This is a genomic window from Plantactinospora sp. KBS50 (genome assembly GCF_002285795.1).
Taxonomy (GTDB): domain Bacteria; phylum Actinomycetota; class Actinomycetes; order Mycobacteriales; family Micromonosporaceae; genus KBS50.
Genome location: NZ_CP022961.1, coordinates 1,444,254 through 1,466,166, shown reverse-complemented (window position 1 = coordinate 1,466,166; position 21,913 = coordinate 1,444,254). Strand labels below are relative to the sequence as shown.

General features: G+C 74.0%; 16 protein-coding genes, 2 pseudogenes and 1 riboswitch. Of the genes and pseudogenes, 5 read left to right on the top strand and 13 right to left on the bottom strand.

All coding sequences use genetic code 11. The features are described from left to right. Positions 1-37 precede the first annotated feature (37 nt). The 3 genes from CIK06_RS06700 (at position 38) to CIK06_RS06690 (ending at position 3,117) form a co-directional block, all read left to right on the top strand. Positions 38-1,057 carry a LacI family DNA-binding transcriptional regulator gene (locus tag CIK06_RS06700; RefSeq protein WP_095567625.1) on the top strand — a complete coding sequence of 340 codons (1,020 nt, stop codon included), beginning with the start codon at positions 38-40 and terminating at the stop codon, positions 1,055-1,057. An 86-nt stretch (positions 1,058-1,143) separates the two neighbouring features. Beyond that, positions 1,144-1,227, top strand: a riboswitch (ZMP/ZTP riboswitch). 127 nt (positions 1,228-1,354) lie between these two features. Next, positions 1,355-2,611, top strand: coding sequence for a serine hydroxymethyltransferase (gene glyA, locus CIK06_RS06695; RefSeq protein WP_095564083.1), 1,257 nt, complete (start codon positions 1,355-1,357; stop codon positions 2,609-2,611). A 104-nt stretch (positions 2,612-2,715) separates the two neighbouring features. After that, positions 2,716-3,117 carry a PH domain-containing protein gene (locus CIK06_RS06690; protein WP_095564082.1) on the top strand — a complete coding sequence of 134 codons (402 nt, stop codon included), beginning with the start codon at positions 2,716-2,718 and terminating at the stop codon, positions 3,115-3,117. Here the strand turns inward: CIK06_RS06690 and CIK06_RS06685 are convergent. Together CIK06_RS06685 and CIK06_RS06680 are read right to left on the bottom strand one after the other, a co-directional pair. Continuing rightward, positions 3,111-4,037, bottom strand: a complete 927-nt coding sequence (locus CIK06_RS06685; RefSeq protein ID WP_095567624.1) for a 2-hydroxyacid dehydrogenase — start codon at positions 4,035-4,037, stop codon at positions 3,111-3,113. The genes CIK06_RS06690 and CIK06_RS06685 overlap by 7 nt on opposite strands. 75 nt (positions 4,038-4,112) lie before the next feature. Continuing rightward, positions 4,113-4,664, bottom strand: a complete 552-nt coding sequence (locus CIK06_RS06680; protein ID WP_095564081.1) for a hypothetical protein — start codon at positions 4,662-4,664, stop codon at positions 4,113-4,115. A gap of 127 nt (positions 4,665-4,791) precedes the next feature. Here CIK06_RS06680 and CIK06_RS06675 point away from each other — a divergent pair, with 127 nt between their 5' ends. Further along, on the top strand, positions 4,792-5,991 hold the full coding sequence (locus tag CIK06_RS06675) for a sorbosone dehydrogenase family protein (protein ID WP_095564080.1): 1,200 nt from the start codon (positions 4,792-4,794) through the stop codon (positions 5,989-5,991). 79 nt (positions 5,992-6,070) lie between these two features. Continuing rightward, positions 6,071-7,789: a metallophosphoesterase gene (locus CIK06_RS06670; RefSeq protein ID WP_095564079.1), complete on the top strand. Its 1,719-nt coding sequence runs from the start codon at positions 6,071-6,073 to the stop codon at positions 7,787-7,789. A 45-nt stretch (positions 7,790-7,834) separates the two neighbouring features. Here the strand turns inward: CIK06_RS06670 and gatB are convergent, their stop codons facing one another. From gatB to CIK06_RS06615, 11 genes and pseudogenes are all read right to left on the bottom strand, one after another. Next, positions 7,835-9,334: an Asp-tRNA(Asn)/Glu-tRNA(Gln) amidotransferase subunit GatB gene (gatB, locus tag CIK06_RS06665; protein WP_095564078.1), complete on the bottom strand. Its 1,500-nt coding sequence runs from the start codon at positions 9,332-9,334 to the stop codon at positions 7,835-7,837. Positions 9,335-9,347: 13 nt separating this feature from the next. After that, positions 9,348-10,822 (bottom strand): annotated as a pseudogene (gatA, locus tag CIK06_RS06660) (Asp-tRNA(Asn)/Glu-tRNA(Gln) amidotransferase subunit GatA). After that, a complete protein-coding gene (gene gatC / locus CIK06_RS06655) occupies positions 10,819-11,124 on the bottom strand; it encodes an Asp-tRNA(Asn)/Glu-tRNA(Gln) amidotransferase subunit GatC (protein ID WP_095564077.1) in 306 nt (101 codons plus the stop codon). Before gatC ends, gatA begins: the two are co-directional and overlap by 4 nt. 182 nt (positions 11,125-11,306) lie before the next feature. Further along, complete coding sequence (locus tag CIK06_RS06650) at positions 11,307-13,301, bottom strand: bifunctional diguanylate cyclase/phosphodiesterase (RefSeq protein WP_232534257.1); 1,995 nt, start codon at positions 13,299-13,301, stop codon at positions 11,307-11,309. A 366-nt stretch (positions 13,302-13,667) separates the two neighbouring features. Beyond that, positions 13,668-15,787, bottom strand: a pseudogene (gene ligA / locus CIK06_RS06645) (NAD-dependent DNA ligase LigA); the annotation flags it as partial. 119 nt (positions 15,788-15,906) lie between these two features. Further along, positions 15,907-16,902 carry an ADP-ribosylglycohydrolase family protein gene (locus CIK06_RS06640; RefSeq protein ID WP_095564076.1) on the bottom strand — a complete coding sequence of 332 codons (996 nt, stop codon included), beginning with the start codon at positions 16,900-16,902 and terminating at the stop codon, positions 15,907-15,909. Between the two features lie 43 nt (positions 16,903-16,945). Further along, positions 16,946-17,320: a VOC family protein gene (locus CIK06_RS06635; protein ID WP_095564075.1), complete on the bottom strand. Its 375-nt coding sequence runs from the start codon at positions 17,318-17,320 to the stop codon at positions 16,946-16,948. Positions 17,321-17,468: 148 nt separating this feature from the next. After that, positions 17,469-18,476: a methionine synthase gene (locus CIK06_RS06630; RefSeq protein ID WP_095564074.1), complete on the bottom strand. Its 1,008-nt coding sequence runs from the start codon at positions 18,474-18,476 to the stop codon at positions 17,469-17,471. 22 nt (positions 18,477-18,498) lie between these two features. Further along, the gene (mnmA, locus tag CIK06_RS06625) at positions 18,499-19,569 is read right to left on the bottom strand and encodes a tRNA 2-thiouridine(34) synthase MnmA (protein WP_095564073.1); all 1,071 of its coding nucleotides are present in this window, start codon (positions 19,567-19,569) and stop codon (positions 18,499-18,501) included. 74 nt (positions 19,570-19,643) lie between these two features. Beyond that, positions 19,644-20,822, bottom strand: a complete 1,179-nt coding sequence (locus CIK06_RS06620; RefSeq protein WP_095564072.1) for a cysteine desulfurase family protein — start codon at positions 20,820-20,822, stop codon at positions 19,644-19,646. A gap of 128 nt (positions 20,823-20,950) precedes the next feature. Further along, positions 20,951-21,910, bottom strand: coding sequence for an electron transfer flavoprotein subunit alpha/FixB family protein (locus CIK06_RS06615; protein ID WP_095567622.1), 960 nt, complete (start codon positions 21,908-21,910; stop codon positions 20,951-20,953). Positions 21,911-21,913 lie beyond the last annotated feature (3 nt).

The following is a 21,913-nucleotide window of genomic DNA, read 5'->3' as shown; positions in this document are numbered from 1 at the left end:
ACGTGGCACGGGCGGCACGTACGTGGAGGAGCACCGGGTGAAGCGGCCCACGATCGCTGACGTGGCCCGGCGGGCCGGGGTGTCCAAAGGGGCCGTTTCGTACGCCCTGAACGGTCAGCCCGGTGTCTCGGCCGCGACCCGACAGCGCATCCTCGCCATCGCCGAGGAGATCGGGTTCAACCCGAACAGCGCCGCCCGGGCGCTCTCGGGCGCCAGCTCGCGGGCCGTCGGCCTGGCCCTGTCCCGCCCCGCCCGTGTGTTGGGCATCGAGCCGTTCTTCATGGAGCTGATCAGCGGCGTCGAGTCGGAACTGTCCGCCCGCGGATACGCGCTCACCCTCCAGGTGGTCACCGATCCGGAGGCCGAGGTGGCCGTCTACCGCCGCTGGTGGGGTGAACGCCGGGTCGACGGGGTCTTCCTCTGCGATCTGCGCGCCGACGACCGCCGGGTGCCCATGCTGGAGGAACTCGACCTGCCCGCCGTGGTGATCGGCGGGCCGGGGCACACCGGCCGGCTCCCGCACGTCTGGTCCGACGACGGCGCCGCGGTCACCGAGACGCTGGAGTACCTCATCGCGCTCGGGCACCGGCGCATCGCCCGGGTCGGCGGGCTGCCCGGACTGCTGCACACCGAACTGCGCACGGCCGCCTTCGAGCGGGTCTGCCGCCGGCCCGAGATGCGCTGGTCGGTCACCGTGTCCTCGGACTACAGCGGCGAGGACGGCGCCCGGGCCACCCGGCGGCTGCTCAGCTCGACCGAGCGGCCCACCGCGATCATGTACGACAACGACGTGATGGCCATCGCCGGGCTCTCGGTGGCTCAGGAGATGGGCCTCGCCGTGCCCGGTGACGTGTCGATCGTGGCCTGGGACGACTCGCCGCTGTGCCAGTTGGTGCATCCGCCGCTCACCGCGCTCAGCCGGGACATCCCGGCCTACGGCGGGCACGCGGCGCGGCACCTGCTGGCGGCGATCGGCGGCGAGTCGATCGGCGCGTACCAGGACGAGGGGGCGCACCTGACCCCGCGCGGCAGCACCGCGCCGCCCCGGGCCGGCTGAACCGGTCAAGCCGTCCTGGCGACGCTCCGGGCGACGCTCCGCGCGGTCCACCGGTACCGGACGCGGGGCTCCCGAACGGGTAGCATCGGCGTACTCGCAACTGGCGCGGCAGGTGGAATCAACCACCGGGGAGCGACCGGAAGCGTGCGCCGCGCGCCTGGGCGTACGCGGAGACCGACGGGCAACCACCCGTCGGGGCCCGCGGCTGGCCGCACTGGCAGGATCCGGTGCGGACGACGCCACTGCATCCCGCCGGTCGCGCACAGCGACCGAGCGGAGGACGCCAGGAGGACGCCTGTGCACGTACCACCGATTCCCCGCTTGAGCGCGACGGACCCGCAGCTCGCCGCCCTTGTCGAGGCCGAGGCCCAGCGCCAGCACGACAAGCTGCGGTTGATCGCCTCGGAGAACTACGTCTCGACGGCGGTGCTGGAGGCCAGCGGCACCGTGCTGACGAACAAGTACTCGGAGGGCTACGCCGGCCGGCGCTACTACGAGGGCCAGCAGTTCATCGACCAGATCGAGACGCTGGCCATCGAGCGGGCCAAGTCACTCTTCGGGGTGGCCCACGCCAACGTGCAGCCGTACTCCGGCTCGCCGGCCAACCTCGCCGTCTACCTGGCCTTCCTCTCTCCCGGCGACACCGTGCTCGGCATGTCGCTGCCGATGGGCGGGCACCTGACGCACGGCTGGTCGGTCTCGGCCACCGGCAAGTGGTTCAACCCGGTCCGCTACGGCGTCCCCCGCGAGACCGGGCGGATCGACCTGGACGAGGTCCGCGACATCGCCCGCCGGGAACGCCCCAAGGTGATCTTCTGCGGTGGTACGGCCGTACCGCGCACCATCGACTTCGCCGGTTTCGCCGAGATCGCCCGCGAGGTCGACGCGGTCCTGGTGGCCGACATCGCGCACATCGCCGGCCTGGTCGCCGGCGGGGCGCACCCGTCGCCGGTCGGGCACGCCGACGTGATCACCACGACGACGCACAAGACGCTGCGCGGTCCCCGCGGCGCCATGATCCTGACCACCGCCGAGCACGCCGCGGCGATGGACAAGGCCGTCTTCCCCGGCCTGCAGGGCGGCCCGCACAACCACACCACCGCGGCCATCGCGGTGGCGCTGCACGAGGCGTCGACCCCGGACTTCCGGGCGTACGCGGCACAGATCGTGACCAACGCCAAGGCGCTGGCCGCCGCGCTCCTGGAGCGCGGCTACGAGCTGATCTCCGGTGGCACGGACAACCACCTGATCCTCGCCGACCTGACCAGCAAGGGCATCGGCGGCAAGCCGGCCGCCCAGGCGTTGGACCGGGCGGGCATCGAGCTCAACTACAACGCCGTGCCGTTCGACCCGCGCAAGCCGTTCGACCCCTCCGGGATCCGGCTCGGCACCGCCGCGCTGACCACCCGCGGTCTCACCGAGGAGCGGATGCCGCAGGTCGCCGCCTGGATGGACGAGGCGATCGACGCGGCCGTGAAGGACGACGAGGCCACCCTGGATCGGATCGCCGGCGAGGTCCGGGACCTGCTGGCCGGCTACCCGCTGCCCGACTGAGCCCGGCGGCGCGGGCTCGCGGAGGAGGTCCGCGGCCCGCGCCGCACCACCGCACGACGGGCACCCGGCCCGGCGGTCGCCGGGCCGGGTGCGAAAATCGTCGGGTGCGCAGCGTCGACACCGTCCGTTTCCGGCCCAACCAGACCATCTGGCTGGCCGCCCTGGTCGCCTTCTTCAGCGCCCTGCCGATCGCCAGCGTCTCGTGGTACGTGGCGCCGATCCTGCTGGTGCCGCTGGCCATCGCCGTCTGGGGCTGGCGTTCGGGCACCGCGGCCGACCGGTCCGGCCTGCGACTTCGGGCACTGTTCGGCCAGCACCGCATCCCCTGGTCGGAGGTCGCCGAGCTGGGCGCCGATCCGCGGGGCAGGGTGCTGGCCACGCTCACCGACGGTCGCGTGATCGGGCTGCCCGGCGTGCGCGGGTCCGACCTGCCCCGCCTGGTGGCGGCCAGCGGGCAGCCGCTGGACGCGGCGACCGCCGCATCCGCCGGCGAGCCGCCTCAGTAGCCGTCGACCACCTGGTTGGCCAGCGGTTCCCCGGCCAGGTAGCGGCGCAGTTGCGCCTCGACCAGCCGGTACGCCCGGGGCAGCAGCCCGCGTACCGCGCCGCCCACGTGCGGGGTGAGCAGCAGGCCGGGCAGGTCCCAGAGCGGGTGACCGGCCGGCAGCGGTTCCGGGTCGGTGACGTCCAGCGCCGCCCGCAGCCGGCCGGCGGTCAGCTCCGCGACCAGGGCGGCGGTGTCCACCACCGGCCCGCGGGCTGCGTTCACCAGCAGCGCCCCGGCCGGCATGGCGGCGAGGAAGTCCGCGTCGACCAGGCCGCGGGTCCGGTCGGTCAGCGGCACGATCAGCACCACCACGTCCGCCAGCGGCAGCAGGTTCGGCAGTTCCGCCACCCCGTGTACGCCCTGCGCCGGCCGGGCCGTGCGGGCCACCATGGTGATCTCCACCTCGAACGGGGCGAGCCGGGACCGGATCGCCGCGCCGATCGAGCCGGCGCCGACGATCAGCACCCGCTTGCCGGCCAGTTCGTCGGTGGGCAGGAAGTCCGGGTTGGCCCATTCGTGCCGGCCCTGTGCCCGGGCGAACTCGTCGAAGGCGCGCAGGTGGGCCAGGATCGCGGTGAGCACCCACTCGGCGGTGGACGAGTCGTGCACGCCGCGGGCGTCGCACAGGGTCACCCCGGCCGGCAGCCGGCCGGTCCAGGCGTCGGCGCCGGCCGAGAGCAGTTGCACCACCCGCAGGTCGGGCAGCTCACCGGCCAGCCGTACCGCGGTGCCGAGCGCGAGGAACGGCGGCACCCAGAACTCCACGCCGTCGCGGTCGTCCGGCGCCCGCTTCGGGTCCGCGACGACCTCCAGCCGTACGTCGCCGGGCAGCCCGGCCAGCAGCGACCGGCCCTCCTCGTGCGGGATCCAGATCTTCACGCTGGCCGACGATAGCCCCCGGCGGTGGCCGCCGCCGCTCCCGGGGGTGGCGGCCACCCCGGGAGCGGGTTGTGCTCAGGCCGGGCCGCGTCGGCGCAGTTCCTCGACCGTGCCCATGGCGGTCCGCAGCTCGCCGAGCCACTGTTCCGCGTGCTCGCCCACCAGCCGGACGCACCAGGCCAACGCCTCGGAGCGGGACCGTGCCACCCCGGCGTCGACGAGCGTGTCGAGCACCTGGCGCTCCGGCTGGCGCAGCCGGGTCATCACCGGCGCCGACAGGTTGGTGAACAGTTCCTCGGTCTCCCCGCAGGCCACGCCCCAGGCGACCTTGCGCCGGTACCGGTGCTCGACCTGCCGGGCGATGGCGATGCGCCGGTCGCGGGTCTCCTCCCGGTACTGGTTGATCCGGCCGGCCTCGGCCGCGGCCCGGTCCGCCGGAGTGGCGTCCGTGGGCAGTTCCGGCTCCGGCAGCCGACCCACGATCGCGATCTCCTCCCGGTCCACCACCACCCGCGGTGCTCCGGTGAACCAGCCGTCCGGAACGGCGCCGGTGATCCATCCGGCCGCGTCGTCCGCCGCCGGCGGCTCGTGCCGGAATCCCGGGCCGTCCCATCTCCTGTCCCGCATGACACACCTCCCGTTTACTTGATTACATGATTACACCCATGTCTCCATCACAGCCACCTCCCTCGACGTCCGGGCGGGCGTGGGCGGAGATCCACAGTCGCGCTCCGGCCCGGACTAGGCTGAAGCGGTGAGCCTTCGGACCGCGTACCGGCATGGCGGCCGGACCCGGACGGCGGCCGTGCTGTGCGCGGCCGTCCTCTTCGCGACCACCGGCTGTTCGTTCGGTGAGCCGAAACCGGACCCGGCCGGGGAACCGCCGCGCTTCCCCACCCCCAGTGCGCCGCCCTCCACCCAGGGCGGCGGCACCGATCAGGAGGTGGTGGCCACCGTCCTGGCCAAGGGCCTGGACGTGCCGTGGGCCATCGCCTTCCTGCCCGACGGCGGCGCGCTGGTCACCGAACGCAACACCGCGAACATCCTCAAGATCGGCCCCGAGTCGAACCCGGACGGGTTGAAGACCAGCACCGTGCAGCAGGTCGACGGGGTCGCCGCCAGCGGTGAGGGCGGCCTGCTCGGCATCGCCGTCTCCCCCGGGTACGAGCAGGACCAGACCGTTTTCGTCTACTACTCGACCGCCCGGGACAACCGGATCGGCCGGCTCACCCTGGGCGAGCAACCCACGCCGATCCTCACCGGCATCCCCCGCTCCACCGTGCACAACGGCGGCCGGCTGGCCTTCGGCCCGGACGGCTTCCTGTACGCCACCACCGGCGACGCCACCGAACGCGGCCTCGCGCAGGATCCGAAGAGCCTGGCCGGCAAGATCCTCCGGATCACCCCGGCCGGCAAGCCGGCACCGGGCAACCCGTTCCCCGACTCGCCGGTGTGGTCGCTCGGCCACCGCAACGTCCAGGGCCTCGCCTGGGACCAGAACAAGCACCTGTACGCCACCGAGTTCGGCCAGGACACCTGGGACGAGATCAACCGGATCGAGCCGGGGCACAACTACGGCTGGCCGCAGGTCGAGGGCGGTGTGTCGGCATCGGCCCAACCCGGCGCCGAGGACAAGTTCACCGCACCCCTCGTGCAGTGGCACACCGACGAGGCGTCCTGCTCGGGCGCGGCGATCATCGGCCGGCTGCTCGCCGCCGCGTGCCTGAAGGGCGAGCGGCTGTGGCTGATGGAGCTGACCGGCGACGGCGGCGTGCTGGGCCAGCCCCGGGCGCTGCTGACCAACCGGTACGGACGGCTGCGGGCGGCCGCGGCGGCGCCCGACGGCTCGCTCTGGATCTCCACCTCCAACAAGGACGGCCGGGGCCGGCCGAGCGCCGACGACGACCGGCTGATCCGGCTGGTGTTCTCCGACGGCGGTGCGGGGCGCAGTTGACCGCGCGACCGGCGAGCAGGTTTTCCAAGATCCGTGATCGGGCAGGTCAGGATTCCGTGACGGACAGGCACAGGACCCCATGATGGACCGGTACGACGACAACGACGCCCCGGAAACCCGGCAGCGGCGGGCGGTGAGCGGCGCCCGCGCCGCGCTGGCCACGGCGCGACGCTGGGGCACCGTCGCGGCCGACGGGCTGACCGCGGCGAGCCTCGGCACCCGGCGTGCCGCCGCCTCCACCTGGGGACGGCGCACCCGGATCGCCCTGGCCACCACCGTGGTGAGCCTGCTGGGCGTGCTGCTGGGCGTGCTGCTCGGCGGGCGGGTGGAGACCGACATAGGGCCCTTCCGGGCGCAGTTGGCGCTCAGCCCGTCGGTGAGCGGCGGCACCACGGTCCGGATCCCGCCCCTGGGCGCCCTCCAGTTCGACAGCCACGACGGGCCGGCCCGGCTGACCGTCCAGCTCGGCGCGCTGGACCAGCGGCGCACCGAGGCGCTGATCAGCGATCCCGGCAACCTCGACCGGATCAGCAAGCTCGCCGTACACGACGTGAGCGAGGGCGCGGCCCGGCTGGTGCTGCGCACCGTCGGCGCGGCCCTGCTCAGCTCGCTGCTGCTGGCCGCGCTGGTCTTCCGCAACGTCCGCCGGGTGGCCTGGTCCGGGGTGCTCTCACTGGCGATCACCGGCGGCAGTCTCGGGCTGGCCGGGCTGACCATGCACCCGCGCGCCCTGGAGGAGCCGCGCTACGAGGGTCTGCTGGTCAACGCCCCCGCGGTGATCGGTGACGCCCGCTCGATCGCGACGAACTACGGCAAGTACGCCCAGCAGCTCCAGCGGCTCGTCGGCAACGTGAGCAAGCTCTACACCACCCTGTCCGCGCTGCCGGTCTACGAGCCGAGCCCCGGCACCACCCGGGTGCTGCACATCTCCGACCTGCACCTCAACCCGTCCGCGTTCCAGGTCATCCAGACCGTCGTCGAGCAGTTCGACATCGACGTGGTGATCGACACGGGCGACATCACCGACTGGGGCAGCGAACCGGAGGCGTCCTTCGTCAACTCCATCGGCCAGCTCAAGAAGCCGTACGTCTACATCCGCGGCAACCACGACTCCAGCGACACGGCGGCCGAGGTCGCGAAGCAGCCCAACGCGATCGTGCTCGACCAGTCGATCACGAGGGTGGCCGGGTTGACCATCGCCGGGGCCGGCGACCCGCGGTTCACCCCGGACAAGGAGACCTCCCCGGCCGGTTCGGGGCTCACGGCGACCGTCGCCGACCAGGTGATCACCACGGGTGAGCGGCTGGCCGACACGATCCGGATGGCCGCCCCGCAGAAGGTGGACATCGCCCTGGTGCACGACCCGGCCTCCGCCGGCCCGCTCTCCGGCACCGTGCCGCTGGTGCTGGCCGGCCACGTGCACCACCGGGAGGTGTTGAAGCTGCCGCAGGTGCCGGACGAGCAGTCCACCCAGCTGTTCGTGGAGGGCTCGACCGGCGGCGCCGGGCTGCGCGGCCTGGAGGGCGAGAAGCCCACCCCGCTGTCCATGACCGTGCTCTACTTCGACCCGGGGCAGAAGCTTCAGGCGTACGACGAGATCACCGTCGGCGGCACCGGGCAGGCGCAGGTCAACCTGGAACGGCACATCATCACCGACCCGAAGGAGGGCGACCCGAGGGCCTCGGTCACCCCGACGCCCACCCGCGGTCCCAGCCCGACCCCGAGCGCCCCGACCGGCTCCGCCAGCCCGACGAACCCGAGCAGCACCCCCGGCTCTCCCGTACCCACCACCGGCTGACGGCCCCGGTCACCACCCGTTGGTCGACATGCGGCCGGCGCCAGGCTAACCCTGGACGCCGAGCCGCTCCAGGACCAGTTCGCGGACCGCGCGGGCGTCCGCCTGCCCCCGGGTGGTCTTCATGACCGCACCGACCAGCGCGCCGGCCGCGGCGACCTTGCCGGCGCGTACCTTGTCGGCCACGTCCGGGTTGGCGGCGATCGCCTCGTCGACCGCGGCGCTCAGCGCGCCGGTGTCGGAGACCACCTCCAGGCCGCGGCGGGCCATGATCTCGGCGGGCGAACCCTCGCCGGCCACCACGCCCTCCAGCACGGTACGGGCCAGCTTGTCGTTGAGCTTGCCCTCGTCGACCAGCCGTTGCAGCTCGGCCACCTGGCCGGGGGTGGCACCGACCGCGGCCAGTTCGACGCCCGTCTCGTTGGCCCGCCGGGACAGCTCGCCCAGCCACCACTTGCGGGCGCCGGCCGGGCTGGCGCCGGCGGCGATGGTCTGCTCGATCAGCTCGACCGCACCGGCGTTCACCACCGACTGCATGTCGAGGTCGGACAGCCCCCACCGGTCCTGCAGCCGCCGGCGGTGCAGCCGGGGCAGCTCGGGCAGCTCCGCCTTCAGCCCGGCCACCCAGTCCGGGTCCGGCGCCAGCGGGACCAGGTCCGGCTCGGGGAAGTAGCGGTAGTCGGTGGCGGTCTCCTTGGACCGGCCGGAGGTGGTCTCCCCGGTGTCCTCGTGGAAGTGCCGGGTCTCCTGGGTGATCCGGCCGCCGCCGTCCAGCACGGACGCCTGGCGCAGCATCTCGGAGCGGACCGCCCGCTCCACCGAGCGCAGCGAGTTGACGTTCTTGGTCTCGGTGCGGGTCCCCCACTGCGCTCCGGGCAGGTTCAGCGACGTGTTCACGTCGCAGCGCAGCGAGCCCTCCTCCATGCGCACGTCGGAGACGCCGAGCGAGCGGATCACGTCGCGCAGCTCGGTGACGTACGCGCGGGCGACCACAGGGGCCAGCGCGCCGGTGCCGGGGATCGGCTTCGTGACGATCTCCACGAGCGGGATGCCGGCCCGGTTGTAGTCGACAAGCGACTCGGTCGCGCCGTGGATCCGCCCGGTGGCGCCGCCGACGTGCAGCGTCTTGCCGGTGTCCTCCTCCAGGTGCACCCGTTCGATGCCGATCCGCACGGTCTCGCCGTCGATCTCGACGTCCAGGTAGCCGTCGACGCAGAGCGGCTCGTCGTACTGGCTGATCTGGAAGTTCTTCGGCATGTCCGGGTAGAAGTAGTTCTTCCGGGCGAACCGGCACCACTGCGCGATGGAGCAGTTCAGCGCGAGGCCGATCCGGATGGTCGCCTCGATCGCCGCCTTGTTGGCCACCGGCAGCGAGCCGGGCAGCCCCAGGCAGACCGGGCAGACCCGGGTGTTCGGCTCGCCGCCGAAGTCGGTCGGGCAGCCGCAGAACATCTTGGTCCGGGTGCCCAACTCGACGTGGGTCTCCAGGCCGATCACCGGCTCGTACCGCGTCACGACCTCGTCGTACGCGGGCAGCGTCGTCGTCATGGGTGCTCCTGCCTCACAGTGCCGGCGGGTTGAACGTGCCGACGGCGCTCTCCAGCGCCGCGGCCACCCGGTACATCCGGTCGTCGGCCATGGTCGGGGCCATCACCTGAAGGCCCACCGGCAATCCCTCGGACAGCCCGCACGGCACCGAGATGGCCGGACCGCCGTACAGGTTGCTCGGGATGGTGTAGAGGTCGGCGAGGTACATCTGGTACGGGTCGGCGGTCCGCGAGCCGAGCGGGAAGGCGACCGTCGGCGTGGTCGGCGCGATCAGCGCGTCCACCCGCTCGAACGCGCTCGTGAAGTCCCGGCTGATCAGGGTGCGGACCTTCTGCGCCTGCCCGTAGTAGGCGTCGTAGTAGCCCGACGACAGGGCGTAGGTGCCGATCATGATCCGCCGCTTGACCTCGGGGCCGAAGCCGGCCTCCCGGGTCGCCGACATGACCTCCTCCAGCGACCGGTTGCCGTCGTCGCCGACCCGCAGCCCGAACCGGACCCCGTCGAACCGGGCCAGGTTGGACGAGCACTCGCTGGGGGCGATCAGGTAGTAGGCCGGCAGCGCGTACTCGAAGTGCGGGCAGGACACCTCGACCACCTCGGCGCCCAGCTTGGTGAGCGCGTCCACGGCGTCGCGGAAGGCGGCCATCACCCCCGGCTCGGCGCCGTCGCCGGCGAACTCGCGGATCAGGCCCAGCCGGACCCCGGTGAGGTCGCCGCCGGCGCCCGCGCGGGCCGCGGCCACCACGTCCGGCACCGGCGCCGGGATGGACGTCGAGTCGCGCGGGTCGTGCCCGCCGATCGCCGCGTGCAGCAGGGCCGCGTCCAGCACCGTCCGGGCGCACGGCCCGGGGTGTCCAGCGACGAGGAGAAGGCCACCAGGCCGTACCGGGAGGTGCCGCCGTACGTCGGCTTGGCGCCCACCGTGCCGGTGACCGCGCCCGGCTGCCGGATCGACCCGCCGGTGTCCGAGCCGATCGCCAGCGGAGCCTCGTACGCGGCCAGTGCCGCGGCGCTGCCACCGCCGGAGCCGCCCGGGATCCGGCTCAGGTCCCACGGGTTGTGGGTCGGTCCGTAGGCCGAGTACTCGGTCGACGAGCCCATCGCGAACTCGTCCATGTTCGTCTTGCCGAGCATCACCGTGCCGGCGGCGCGCAGCCGCTGCACGATCGTCGAGTCGTACGGCGGTCGCCAGCCCTGAAGGATCCGCGAGCCGACGGTGGTCGGTACGCCCCGGGTGGTCAGCACGTCCTTGACCGCGACCGGCACCCCCGCCAGCGGGCCGAGCGGTTCACCCGCGGCGCGGCGCTCGTCGACGGCCCGGGCCGCCGCCTCGGCGCCCTCCGCGTCGACGTGCAGGAAGGCGTGCACCCGGTCGTCCACGGCGGCGATCCGGTCCAGGTGTGCCCGCGTCACCTCGACGGCCGACGTCTCGCCGCCGGCCACCGCCGCGGCGATCTCGGTCGCCGTCATGCGGAGCAGCTCACTCATGATCCGGCCTCCTCGTCGAGGATCCGGGGCACCCGGAATCGCTGCTGGTCGGCGTCCGGCGCGCCCGAGAGCGCCTCCTCGGGCGTCAGGCACGGCGTCACGACGTCCTCGCGCAGCACGTTGGTCAGTGGCACGGAGTGCGAGGTGGGCGGGATGTCTGCGGCGGCGACCTGGCCCACCCGGGCCACCGATTGCAGGATCACGTCGAGCTGGCCGGCGAACGTGCCCAGCTCCTCCTCCGTGACGGCGAGCCGCGACAGGCGCGCCAGGTGCGCGACCTCCTCGCGGGAGATGGCGGCCATCCGTATCCCCTTCTCGTGCCTCGACGGTGTACGTCCTCGGACCGGAACACCGGCCACCGACCGGAGCCTCGCTCGGCGCGCGGTGACCCGAGCGAGTCTATTTGTCACCGGGTGGGCGCCGGCCACCGCCTCCCGGAAACCGCCGCCCGGAAACCCGCGCCGCGTCGGAACCGGCGCCCCGCTCAGGTGACGTCGGCCCGACCCTGGTCCACCCGCAGCCCCCGGATCGAGGCGGTCGGCCACCGGTGCCGGCCGGAGGACTCCTGCACCGGGCCGGGTCGCAGCGGGCGGTAGCGGGACAGCCAGGATGCCAGTTCGGCGGCCGGCATCGGCCGGGCGTAGAACCAACCCTGGGCGACGTCGCACCCGGCGGCGTACAACAGCCGCCAGGTCCGGTCGTCCTCCACGCCCTCGGCGACCACCCGCAGGCCCAGCGCGCCGGCCAGCTCGATCATCGAACGGACGATCGCGGCGTCGTCGGCGTCGACCGCCATCCCGAGCACGAAGGAGCGATCCACCTTCACCTCCGCCAGCGGCAGCCGGCGCAGGTGCTGCATGGACGAGTAGCCGGTGCCGAAGTCGTCGAGCGAGATGGCCACGCCGATCTTGTCGAGTCGGGAGATGGTGGCCAGCACCCGGCGCGGGTCGGCCATCAGCGCGCCCTCGGTGATCTCCAGCTGGAGCTGGGCCGGCGGCACGTCGAACCGGGCCAGCCGGTCGGCGATCTGGTCGGCGATCTCCCCGGTGTGCAGGTCCCGGACGCTGACGTTCACCGCGGCCCGCAGCCGCAGGCCGCTCGCCGACCAGGCGGCGATCTGCTCGACCACGTCGTCGACGACCCGGCGGGTGAGCAGCCGCATCACGGCGCTCTGTTCGGCCACCCGGATCAGTTCCTCGGGGTCCACCATGCCGCGCCGGGGATGGCGCCAGCGCAGCAGCGCCTCCACCCCGACGACCTCCCCGGTGGCGATGGCGATCTGCGGCTGGTAGTACATGGTGATCTCGCCGACGTCCTCGGCCGTGCCGGCGCCGGGCGCCTCCAGCACCTGACGCAGGTCGGCGAGCAGGCTGAGCCGCTCCGGCGAGTTGTGGTCGGACTCGGCCGCGTACACGGCGACGGTGTCGCCGCGGTGTTTGGCGTCGTACATCGCCACGTCGGCATGGCGCATCAGGGTTTCGAAGTCGTGCCCGTGCTCGGGATAGAGCGCGACACCGATCGAGCCGCCCACGTCCAGCGGCAGCCCGTCCAGCGGCACCGGCTCGGTGAGCGTCTGCACCACCCCGTCCGCGATCTCGCGGGCCGCCTCGATGTCGTGCAGCCCGCCGGCCAGGATCGCGAACTCGTCCCCGCCGAGCCGGACCACCATGTCGCCCGGCCGGACGGCGGCGGTCAGCCGCCGGCCCACCTCCACCAGCAGCCGGTCGCCGACGGCGTGCCCGAGCGCGTCGTTGACGTGCTTGAACCGGTCGAGGTCCAGCAGCAGCAGGGCCAGCCGGCTCGGCTCGCCCTTCGCCGCCCGCTCGGCGTGCAGCGAGATCCGCTCGGCCACCTCCAGCAGCAGCGCCTTGCGGTTGGCCAGGCCGGTGAGCGGATCCAGCCGGGCCTGCCGCTCCTGCTCACCGGCGAGTCGGGCCATCCGGGAGACCGCGTACAGCGGCACCACGATCAACGGGATCAGCGCCGCGCTGAGCCGCGCGGCGGCCATCAGCACCGGTCCGAGCAGCAGCAGCGAGCTGTTCGACACGGCCTCGAACGCGAAGCCCTGCCGGAACACCGACCACCACCGCACGCCGAACCGCATCCGCAGCGCCAGGGTGACCAGCCCGTAGCTGACCAGGAACCACGCGGCGCCGCCCGCGGCCACCGCCAGCACGTCGCGCCAGGTCACCGCGAACCCGGCGGCGAACCCGGCCGGTACGGCGAGCCGGGCCACCTCGCGGGCCGCGAAGAGGGCCAGGGCGTACTGGCCGGCGTTGAAGGCCGCCCGCCACACGGCGTGCCGCATCCGCCAGCTCGCCACCACCACCGCCAGGGTCTGCACCGCGACCGCGGGGCCGAGCCCCCAGCCGAGCAGGATGGCGAAGCTGAAGCAGATGGACGGGAACACGGCCGGGCTGGGCCGCTGGCCGCTCGGGGTGAACGGGTGCGCGTCGCCGGCCACCGCCAGCACCGCCATCAGCCAGAACGCGGCCGGCAGCGCGGGCACCCGGTCGGGCAGGGCGGCCAGCGGGGCCGCGCTGAGCGCCGTGGCCACGGCGACGACGGTCCAGACGAAGCCGAAGAATGCCCTGGCCCGTCCGGGGGAACGGAGTTCCGCAGCGATGCGGCCTCCATGGCACCTCCCGACGCCTGCTCGGTCTGCGCGGCCCTTCACGTCGCGCCGCTTCTCCATGAAACGCCGCTGCCAGGCACTCTGGCGCCCGACAGACGCGAAACGGACGTAGTCGTGACTAAGTTGGAATACACCGCATCTCACCGGATAAGATCCGCACGGCCCTGCGGGGTCGGTGCGTACCCGCCGGGCGGGGGACGACTCAGCCGTCCCGTCGATGCGGGCCACTTGCAGCGCCGCCTCGGGACCCTCGTCGAGCAGGACGGTGAAGCCCGCCTCGTCCAGGATCGGCCGCTTCAGGGTGGCCGCCTTGTCGGCCTTGCTGCCCGGGTTCTCCCCACCACCACGAAGTCGGTCTTCTTGGAGACCGATCCGCTGACCTTGCCGCCCCGGGCCTGCACGGCCTCGGCCGCGCCGTCCCGGGAGTAGCCGGCCAGGGTGCCGGTGACGACCACGGTCAACCCGTCCAGCGGACGCGGGCCCTCGTCGAGCCGCTCCTCGGCCATCCGTACGCCCGCCGCGGCCCACTTCTCCACCACGTCCTGATGCCAGTCGACGGCGAACCACTCGCGCAGGCTGACCGCGATGGTCGGGCCGACCCCCTCCACCGAGGACAGTTCCTCCTCGCCGGCCGTCCTGATCTCGTCGATCGAGCCGAAGTGCCGGGCCAGCGCCTGCGCCGCGGTCGGCCCGACGTGCCGGATGGAGAGCGCCACCAGCACCCGCCACAGCGGCTGCGACTTCGCCTCGTTGAGGTTGTCCAGCAGCTTGACCGCGTTGCTGCCGAGGCTGCCGTCCTTGTTCACGAAGAACGGCACCCGCGCCAGCTTCTCGGCGTCCAGGAAGAACAGGTCGCCCTCGTCGGTGATCGCGCCGGCCTCCAGCAAGGCGCTGCCGGACTTGTAGCCGAGCACCTCGATGTCGAACGCACCCCGGCCGGCCAGGTGGAACAGCCGCTCCCGCAACTGCGCCGGGCAGGTGCGCGCGTTGGGGCAGCGGATGTCGACGTCCCCCTCCTTGGCCGGTGCCAGCGGGGAGCCGCAGGCCGGGCAGTGGGTCGGCATCACGAACGCCCGCGCGTCGGCCGGGCGCACGTCGACGATCGGGCCGAGCACCTCGGGAATCACGTCGCCGGCCTTGCGCACCACCACCGTGTCGCCGATCAGCACGCCCTTGCGCTCGACCTCGCGGGCGTTGTGCAGGGTCGCCAGCGCCACCGTCGAGCCGGCCACCTTGACCGGCGCGAGGACCGCGAACGGGGTCACCCGGCCGGTGCGCCCGACGTTCACGTCGATGTCGAGCAGCCTGGTGGTGACCTCCTCGGGCGGGTATTTGTAGGCCATCGCCCAGCGCGGCGCCCGGCTGGTGGAGCCGAGCCGGCCCTGGATCGCCACCGGGTCGACCTTGACCACCACGCCGTCGATCTCGTGCTCGACGTCGTGCCGGTGCTCGGCGTAGTGGTCGATGTAGCCGCGCACCCCGTCGAGGTCGGGCACCACCCGCCAGCGGTCGCTGGTCGGCAGCCCCCATTCGCGCAGCGTCGCGTACGACTCGGACTGGGCGGTGGGCTGGAACCCCTGCCGCGCGCCGATGCCGTGCACGACCATCCGCAGCGGCCGGCTCGCGGTGATCCGCGGATCCTTCTGGCGCAGGCTGCCGGCCGCCGCGTTGCGCGGGTTGGCGAACGGCGGCTTGCCCTGCTCGACCAGGCTCGCGTTCAGGTCGGCGAAGGCCGCCACCGGAAAGTAGATCTCGCCGCGCACCTCGATCAGCTCGGGCACCCCGGCGCCGGTGAGCCGCTCGGGGACGTCGCGGATGGTCCGGACGTTGGGTGTGACGTCCTCGCCGGTGCGCCCGTCGCCGCGGGTCGCGGCCCGCACCAGCCGACCCCGCTCGTACGTCAGGTTGATGGCCAGGCCGTCGACCTTGGGCTCGCAGAGGTAGGTCACCGGGCCGCCCGCGTCCCGTTCCACCCGCTCGGCCCAGGCGGTCAGCTCGTCGATGTCGAAGACGTTGTCCAGCGACATCATCCGCTCGGCGTGGCTGACCGGGGTGAACTGCGTGGAGAACGTGCCGCCGACCCGCTGGGTGGGCGACTCGGGGGTGCGCAGCGAGGGGTAGCGCTCCTCCAGCGCCGTGAGCTCGCGCAGCAGGGTGTCGAACTCGGCGTCGGAGATGACGGGCGCGTCGAGCACGTAGTAGCGGTACTGGTGGTCGGTCAGCTCGGTGCTCAACACGGCGTGCCGCTCCCGGGCCGGCGCCGGCGGCTCGGCGCCCGCCGCCGCCTCCTGCTCGGCGCTCACCTGCTGCGGGATGGCTTCCTCGGACACCGCTACCCCTGCTCGCGACCCGGCTGATCGTCCGGGGAAACCGTATCGCCTGGGTACGACGTTCGGTCGGCAGCCGGACCACCCCGCGCGGGCCGCCCGGCCGGGTCACCGCGGGGCGGTCAGTCCAGCTCCGAACCGAGCGCGTCGAGCTGGTCGGCGTACTCGATCCGCCCGGCCCACTCGGCCGGCCAGGCCGGCATGCCGTGCAGCGCACCGAGCACGGCGCCGGCGAGCGCGGCGATGGAGTCGGAGTCACCCGCCGTGGTGGCCGCGCGGGCCAGCACGGCGACCGGGTCCGCCGGCTGCCGCAGCACGCACAGCAGCGCCGTGGCCAGCGCCTCCTCGGCGATCCAGCCCTCGCCGGTGGCCTCGCACGGGTCGCCGCCGTCGTCCGGTCCGGCCAGCGCGGCGTCGAGCCGGTCCAGCGCCGCGAGGCAGTCGACCCAGCCGCGCTCGATGAAGTCGGCCGGGTCGGTCAGGCCGGGCCGCTGCCACAGGTCGCCGAGCCAGTCGTACCGGTAGACGCGCCGCTGGGCGGCGGCCCGCGCCCGCAGCAGCGCCGGCAGGTCGGCCGGCGCGGCGCCGTCGCGGACCAGCCGCACCGCGTACGCGGTCAGCTCGCTGGCGGCCAGCGCGGTCGGGTGCCCGTGGGTCAGCCCGGCCTGCAGCTGCGCCACCCCGGCGAGGGTGTCCAGGTCGAACCCGGCGACCAGGCCGACCGGGGTGACCCGCATGTTGGCGCCGCAGCCCTTCGAGCCGGCCACCGTGGCGGCCTGCCACGGCCGGCCGTCGGCCAGTGCCGCGCAGGCGCGCAGACAGGTCATCCCGGGCGCCCGATCGTTCTCCGGGCTCTGCGCCCAGGCGACGAAGCGCCGGCGCAGCGCCGCCTCCAGCGCGGCCGGGGCGGCGGCCGGCGCCTCGCGCAGCGACCAGGCCACCGCGAGCGCCATCTGGGTGTCGTCGGTGACCAACGCCGGGTCGCCGGCCAGCTCGCGGGGGCCGGCCGGGCCGTACCGGGCGACGATCTCGGCCACCGGCAGGAACTCGGTCGGCTTGCCCAGCGCGTCGCCGTAGGCGAGCCCGAACAACGAGCCGGAGGCGCGGCGGGGTGTCATGGCTCATCATGATCAGCCATGACGGGGCCGACCGCCACCCCGATCAGTCCCAGCAGAGGCAGAACGGGTGGCCGACGGGGTCGGCATAGACCCGGAAGTGCTCGTCGTCGACGGCCGTCAGTCGGGTGGCGCCGAGCGCCAGCACCTGCGGCTCGGCCTCGTCGACGTCCTCCACCGTCACGTCCAGGTGGAACTGCTGCGGGCGCGCCGGATCCGGCCAGGCCGGGGGCAGCAGGTCCAGCGCCCGTTGGAACGCCAGCCGGGGCAGCTCGCCGGGCTTGCCGCCGAGCACCACCCAGGCGTCCGGGTCGTCGCCGTCGTCGAAGGTGACCGGCAGTCCCAGCAGCTGCGCGTAGAAGCCGGCGAGGGCCCGCGGGTCCGGACAGTCGATGACCACGGTGCGCAATTGTCCAATCATGCCGCCATCCTGCCCGCGGGATACGACAACCAAACCGGACCGGCGGTGCGGCGCCGGCCGGTCCCGCCCGCGCCGGTCAGGTCCCGGCGAGCCGCCGCCAGACCGCGGTGGCGGACGCGCCGGTGTCGCAGAGTCCCGGCCGCGCCGGTCAGGTCTCGGCGAGCCGCCGGGCGGCGTCCCGGCAGGCCGCCAGCGCCGCGCGGGCGTACTCCGGATCGGCGCCGGCCAGGCCGCACGCGGGCGTCACCACGACCTGCTCGACCAGCCGGCGGCGGGGAAAGCCGAGCCGGTCCCACAGCCGCCGGACCGTCTCGGCGGCCCGCGCCGAGGCCGGTCGCTGTCCGGGCGTCGCCGGGGTGGCCGGCACGGCGCCGGCCAGCAGGCCGAGCCCCGCGTCGATCGCCTCGCCCAGCGGGTCGAGCCGGCGGACCAGGTCGAGGTCGATCGCCACGGCGGCGGCGCCGGAGGCCCGGACGAGGTCCAGCGGTACGTCGGGCGCGCAGCAGTGCAGCACCACCGGCGCGGCCGCGGCCTCGACCACCCGGCGCAGCGCCTCGGTGGCCGACGCGGTCTCCACCGGCCGGTACGTGCCGAGCCCGCTCTGCGTGGGCACCCGGCCGGCCAGCACCGCCGGCAGGGACGGCTCGTCGAGCTGGACCAGGACACCGGCACCGGGCAGCCGGCGCCGGACGTCGGCCACGTGCGACCGGACCCCGTCGGCCAGGGACTCGGTGAGGTCCCGGACCGCGCCCGGGTCGCGCAGCATCCGCGCCCCGACCGGCAGGTCCAGCCCGGCGGCCAGGGTGAGCGGCCCGGCAACCTGGATCTTGAAGGTGCCGGTGAAGCCCTCGGCCTGCTCGGTCATCTGGTCCAGGTCGCGTTCCAACAGGTCGCGGGAGCGCCGCAGGTCCCGGCCGGCGCGGGCGGCGATCCGCCAGCGGGCCGCGTACAGCTCGACCGGCAGCCCCACCAGCAGGCCGGCGGTGCGGCCGAGCAGATCGGCGCCGGGACCACGGCCCGGCAGCTCGGGCAGGTGCGGCAGTTCCGGCAGCTCGCCCAGCACGATGCGCTGCGCCTCCGCCACGTCCGTGCCGGGCAGCGAGCCGATCCCGCTCGCCGCTGCGGCCGGCCACGGCCAGGGTTGTTCCTCCGTCACGTCCGCCGACTCTACCCAGTGATCAACGGATGGTGGCCGAGCCGAGCACCACGTCGCCGGCCGGGTCCGGCCGGTACGCCACGATGGCCTGGCCGGCCGCGACGCCGCGGACCGGCTCGTGCAGCCGGGCGTGCAGGCCGGTGTCGTCGCACCGGACCGTCGCCGGCACCACCGAACCGTGCGCCCGCAACTGCACCCGGCACTCGACCGGGCCGTCCGGGCGGGCGCCGCCGGTCCACACCGGACGCTGCGCGGAGACCGTGGAGACGGCCAGCGCCTCCGCCGGGCCGACCGTCACGGTGTTGGTGACCGGGGTGATGGACAGCACGTACCGCGGCCGCCCGTCCGGCGCCGGCTCCCGCAGCGCGAGCCCGCGCCGCTGGCCCACGGTGTACGCGTACGCGCCGGTGTGCGTGCCCACGACGGCGCCGGTGCGGCCGTCCACGATGTCGCCCGGTTCCTCGCCGAGCCGCTCGGCGAGGAACCGCCGGGTGTCGCCGTCGGAGATGAAGCAGATGTCGTGCGAGTCGGGCTTGTCGGCCACCGCCAGCCCCCGGTCCGCGGCCTCGGCGCGCACCTGCGCCTTGGTGGAGCCGCCGAGCGGGAAGATCGAGCGGTCGAGCTGGTCCCGGGTGAGCACGGCCAGCACGTACGACTGGTCCTTGTCGAGGTCGACGCTGCGGCGCAGCAGCCCGTCCGGGCCGAGCCGGGCGTGGTGGCCGGTCACCACGGCGTCGAAGCCGAGCGCGACGGCCCGGTCCAGCACCGCCGCAAACTTGATCTTCTCGTTGCAGCGCAGGCAGGGATTCGGGGTACGCCCCGCGGCGTACTCGGCGACGAAGTCGTCCACGACGTCGGCATGGAACCGGTCGGCCAGGTCCCAGACGTAGAACGGGATCCCGATCACGTCGGCGGCCCGGCGGGCGTCCCGGGAGTCCTCCAGAGTGCAGCAGCCCCGGGCGCCGGTCCGGTAGGTCTGCGGGTTGCGGGCCAGCGCCAGGTGCACGCCGGTCACGTCGTGCCCGGCGTCGACCGCCCGGGCGGCCGCCACCGCCGAATCCACCCCACCGGACATCGCCGCCAGTACCCGCACGCCAGCATCCTCCTTAGCCCCGCCTACGAGGGTAGCGCCGCCGCCGGGCGGGCCTCACGGGCGGCACCCGCCGGTCAGGACCGCCGGTCGCGTACTGCGGCCGCCCGCCGGGCCCGGTCCACGGCCGCCGGCAGCGCGGCCACCAGCGCCTCGACGTCGGCGGGCGTGGAGGTGTGGCCGAGCGAGAAGCGCAGCGACGAGCGCGCCCGAGCGTCGTCGGCGCCCATCGCGAGCAGCACGTGCGACGGCTGGGCCACCCCGGCCGAGCACGCCGACCCGGTGGAGCAGGAGATCCGCTGGGCGTCCAGGAGCAGCAGCAGCGCGTCCCCCTCGCACCCGGGGAAGCTCAGGTGCGCGTTGCCCGGCAGCCGGTCGGCGGGATCGCCGTTGACGATGGCGTCCGGCACGGCGGCGCGGACCCGCTCGATCAGCTCGTCGCGCAGCCCGCGCAGCCGGGCCGCGTACTCCTGCTGGCGCTTGACCGCGGTCTCCACCGCGACCGCGAGGGCGACCACCCCGGCGGTGTCCAGGGTGCCGGACCGCACGTCGCGCTCCTGGCCGCCGCCGTGCAGCAACGGCGTACAGGCCACGTCCCGGCCCAGCAGCAGGGCACCGACGCCCACCGGGCCGCCGAGCTTGTGGCCGGTGAGGGTGAGCGCCGCGGCGCCGCTGGCCGCGAAGTCCACCGGGACCTGCCCGACCGCCTGCACCGCGTCGGTGTGCAGCGGCACACCGGCCCGCGACGCGACGGCCGCCAGCTCGGCCACCGGCTGCACGGTGCCTACCTCGTTGTTGGCCCACATGGTGCTCACCACGGCCACCTCGCCGGGGTACGCGTCGAGCAGTTCGCCCAGCGCGTCCACCCGGATCCGGCCGGCCTCGTCCACCGGCAGCAGGCTCACCGTGGCGCCCTCGTGGTCGCCGAGCCAGTGCGCGGCGTCCAGCACCGCGTGGTGCTCGACGCCGCTGACCACCACCCGGGTACGGGCCGGGTCGGCCGCCCGCCGGGCCCAGAAGATGCCCTTCAGGGCGAGGTTGTCGCTCTCCGTGCCGCCGCCCGTGAAGATCACCTCGGAGGGCCGGGCGCCGACCGCGGCGGCGATCCGTTCCCGCGACTCCTCCACCCGGCGTCGGGCGCACCGGCCCGCGCCATGCAGTGACGATGCGTTGCCGACCTCGCGGACGGTGGCGACGTACGCCTCCAACGCCTCATCCAGCATCGGCGTGGTCGCCGCATGGTCCAGGTATGCCATCGTTCTCCAGCCTATCGCCGGGGAAGGGCATCACCGAATCCCGTGGCGGGGGTGTACGAATTTCGGCGGCCGGTGTGGACCGGCGCACAGCGGCCCCGCCGTCCGGCGGAGCCGCTGCACGACGGTGGCTACCTGCGCTTGCGGATCTCCTCGGCCGCCTGCGGGACGACCTTGAACAGGTCGCCCACCACGCCGAAGTCGGCCAGTTCGAAGATCGGCGCCTCGCCGTCCTTGTTGACCGCGACGATGGTCTTCGAGGTCTGCATGCCGGCGCGGTGCTGGATCGCGCCGGAGATGCCGAGCGCGACGTAGAGCTGCGGCGACACGGTCTTGCCGGTCTGCCCGACCTGGAACTGGTGCGGGTAGAAGCCGGAGTCCACCGCCGCCCGGGAGGCGCCCACCGCGCCGCCGAGCAGGTCGGCCAGCTCCTCCACCAGCTTGAAGTTGTCCGCGTTGCCCACGCCGCGACCGCCGGAGACCACCACGGACGCCTCGGTCAGCTCCGGCCGGGAGCCCTTCTGCTCGGCGACCCGCTCGACCACCTTCGCCAGCTTGTCCGCGTCGGCGACCCGGACGTCCAGCCGCTCGATCTGCGGGGTGGCCGGCGCGGGCGTCGGGTTGATCGAGTTCGGCCGCACCGTCACCAGCGGGAGGCCCCGGGTCACGGTGGACTTCACGATCGTGGAGCCCGCGAACGCGAGCTGGCTGGCGGTGCCGTCGGCGGCCAGCCCGACCACGTCGGTGAGCAGGCCGTTGTCCAGCTTCACGGCCAACCGGGCGGCGATCTCCTTGCCCTCCTGGCTGGAGGCCAGCAGCACGGCCGCCGGCTGCACCCGGTTGACCAGGTCGGCCAGCACGGCGGCCTTGGGCGCCACCAGATATCCGTCGATCTCCTCGCTCTCGCCGGCGTACACCTTGGCGGCGCCGTACTCCCCGAGCTTGCCGGCGAGCGCCTCGGCGGCGCCGGGTCCGCCGAGCACCACGGCGGCCGGCGTGCCCAGGTCGCGGGCCAGGGTGAGCTGCTCCAGCGTGACCTTCTTGACGCCGAACTCCTTGGTCGCCTCGACGACGACGAGTACCTCAGCCATGCC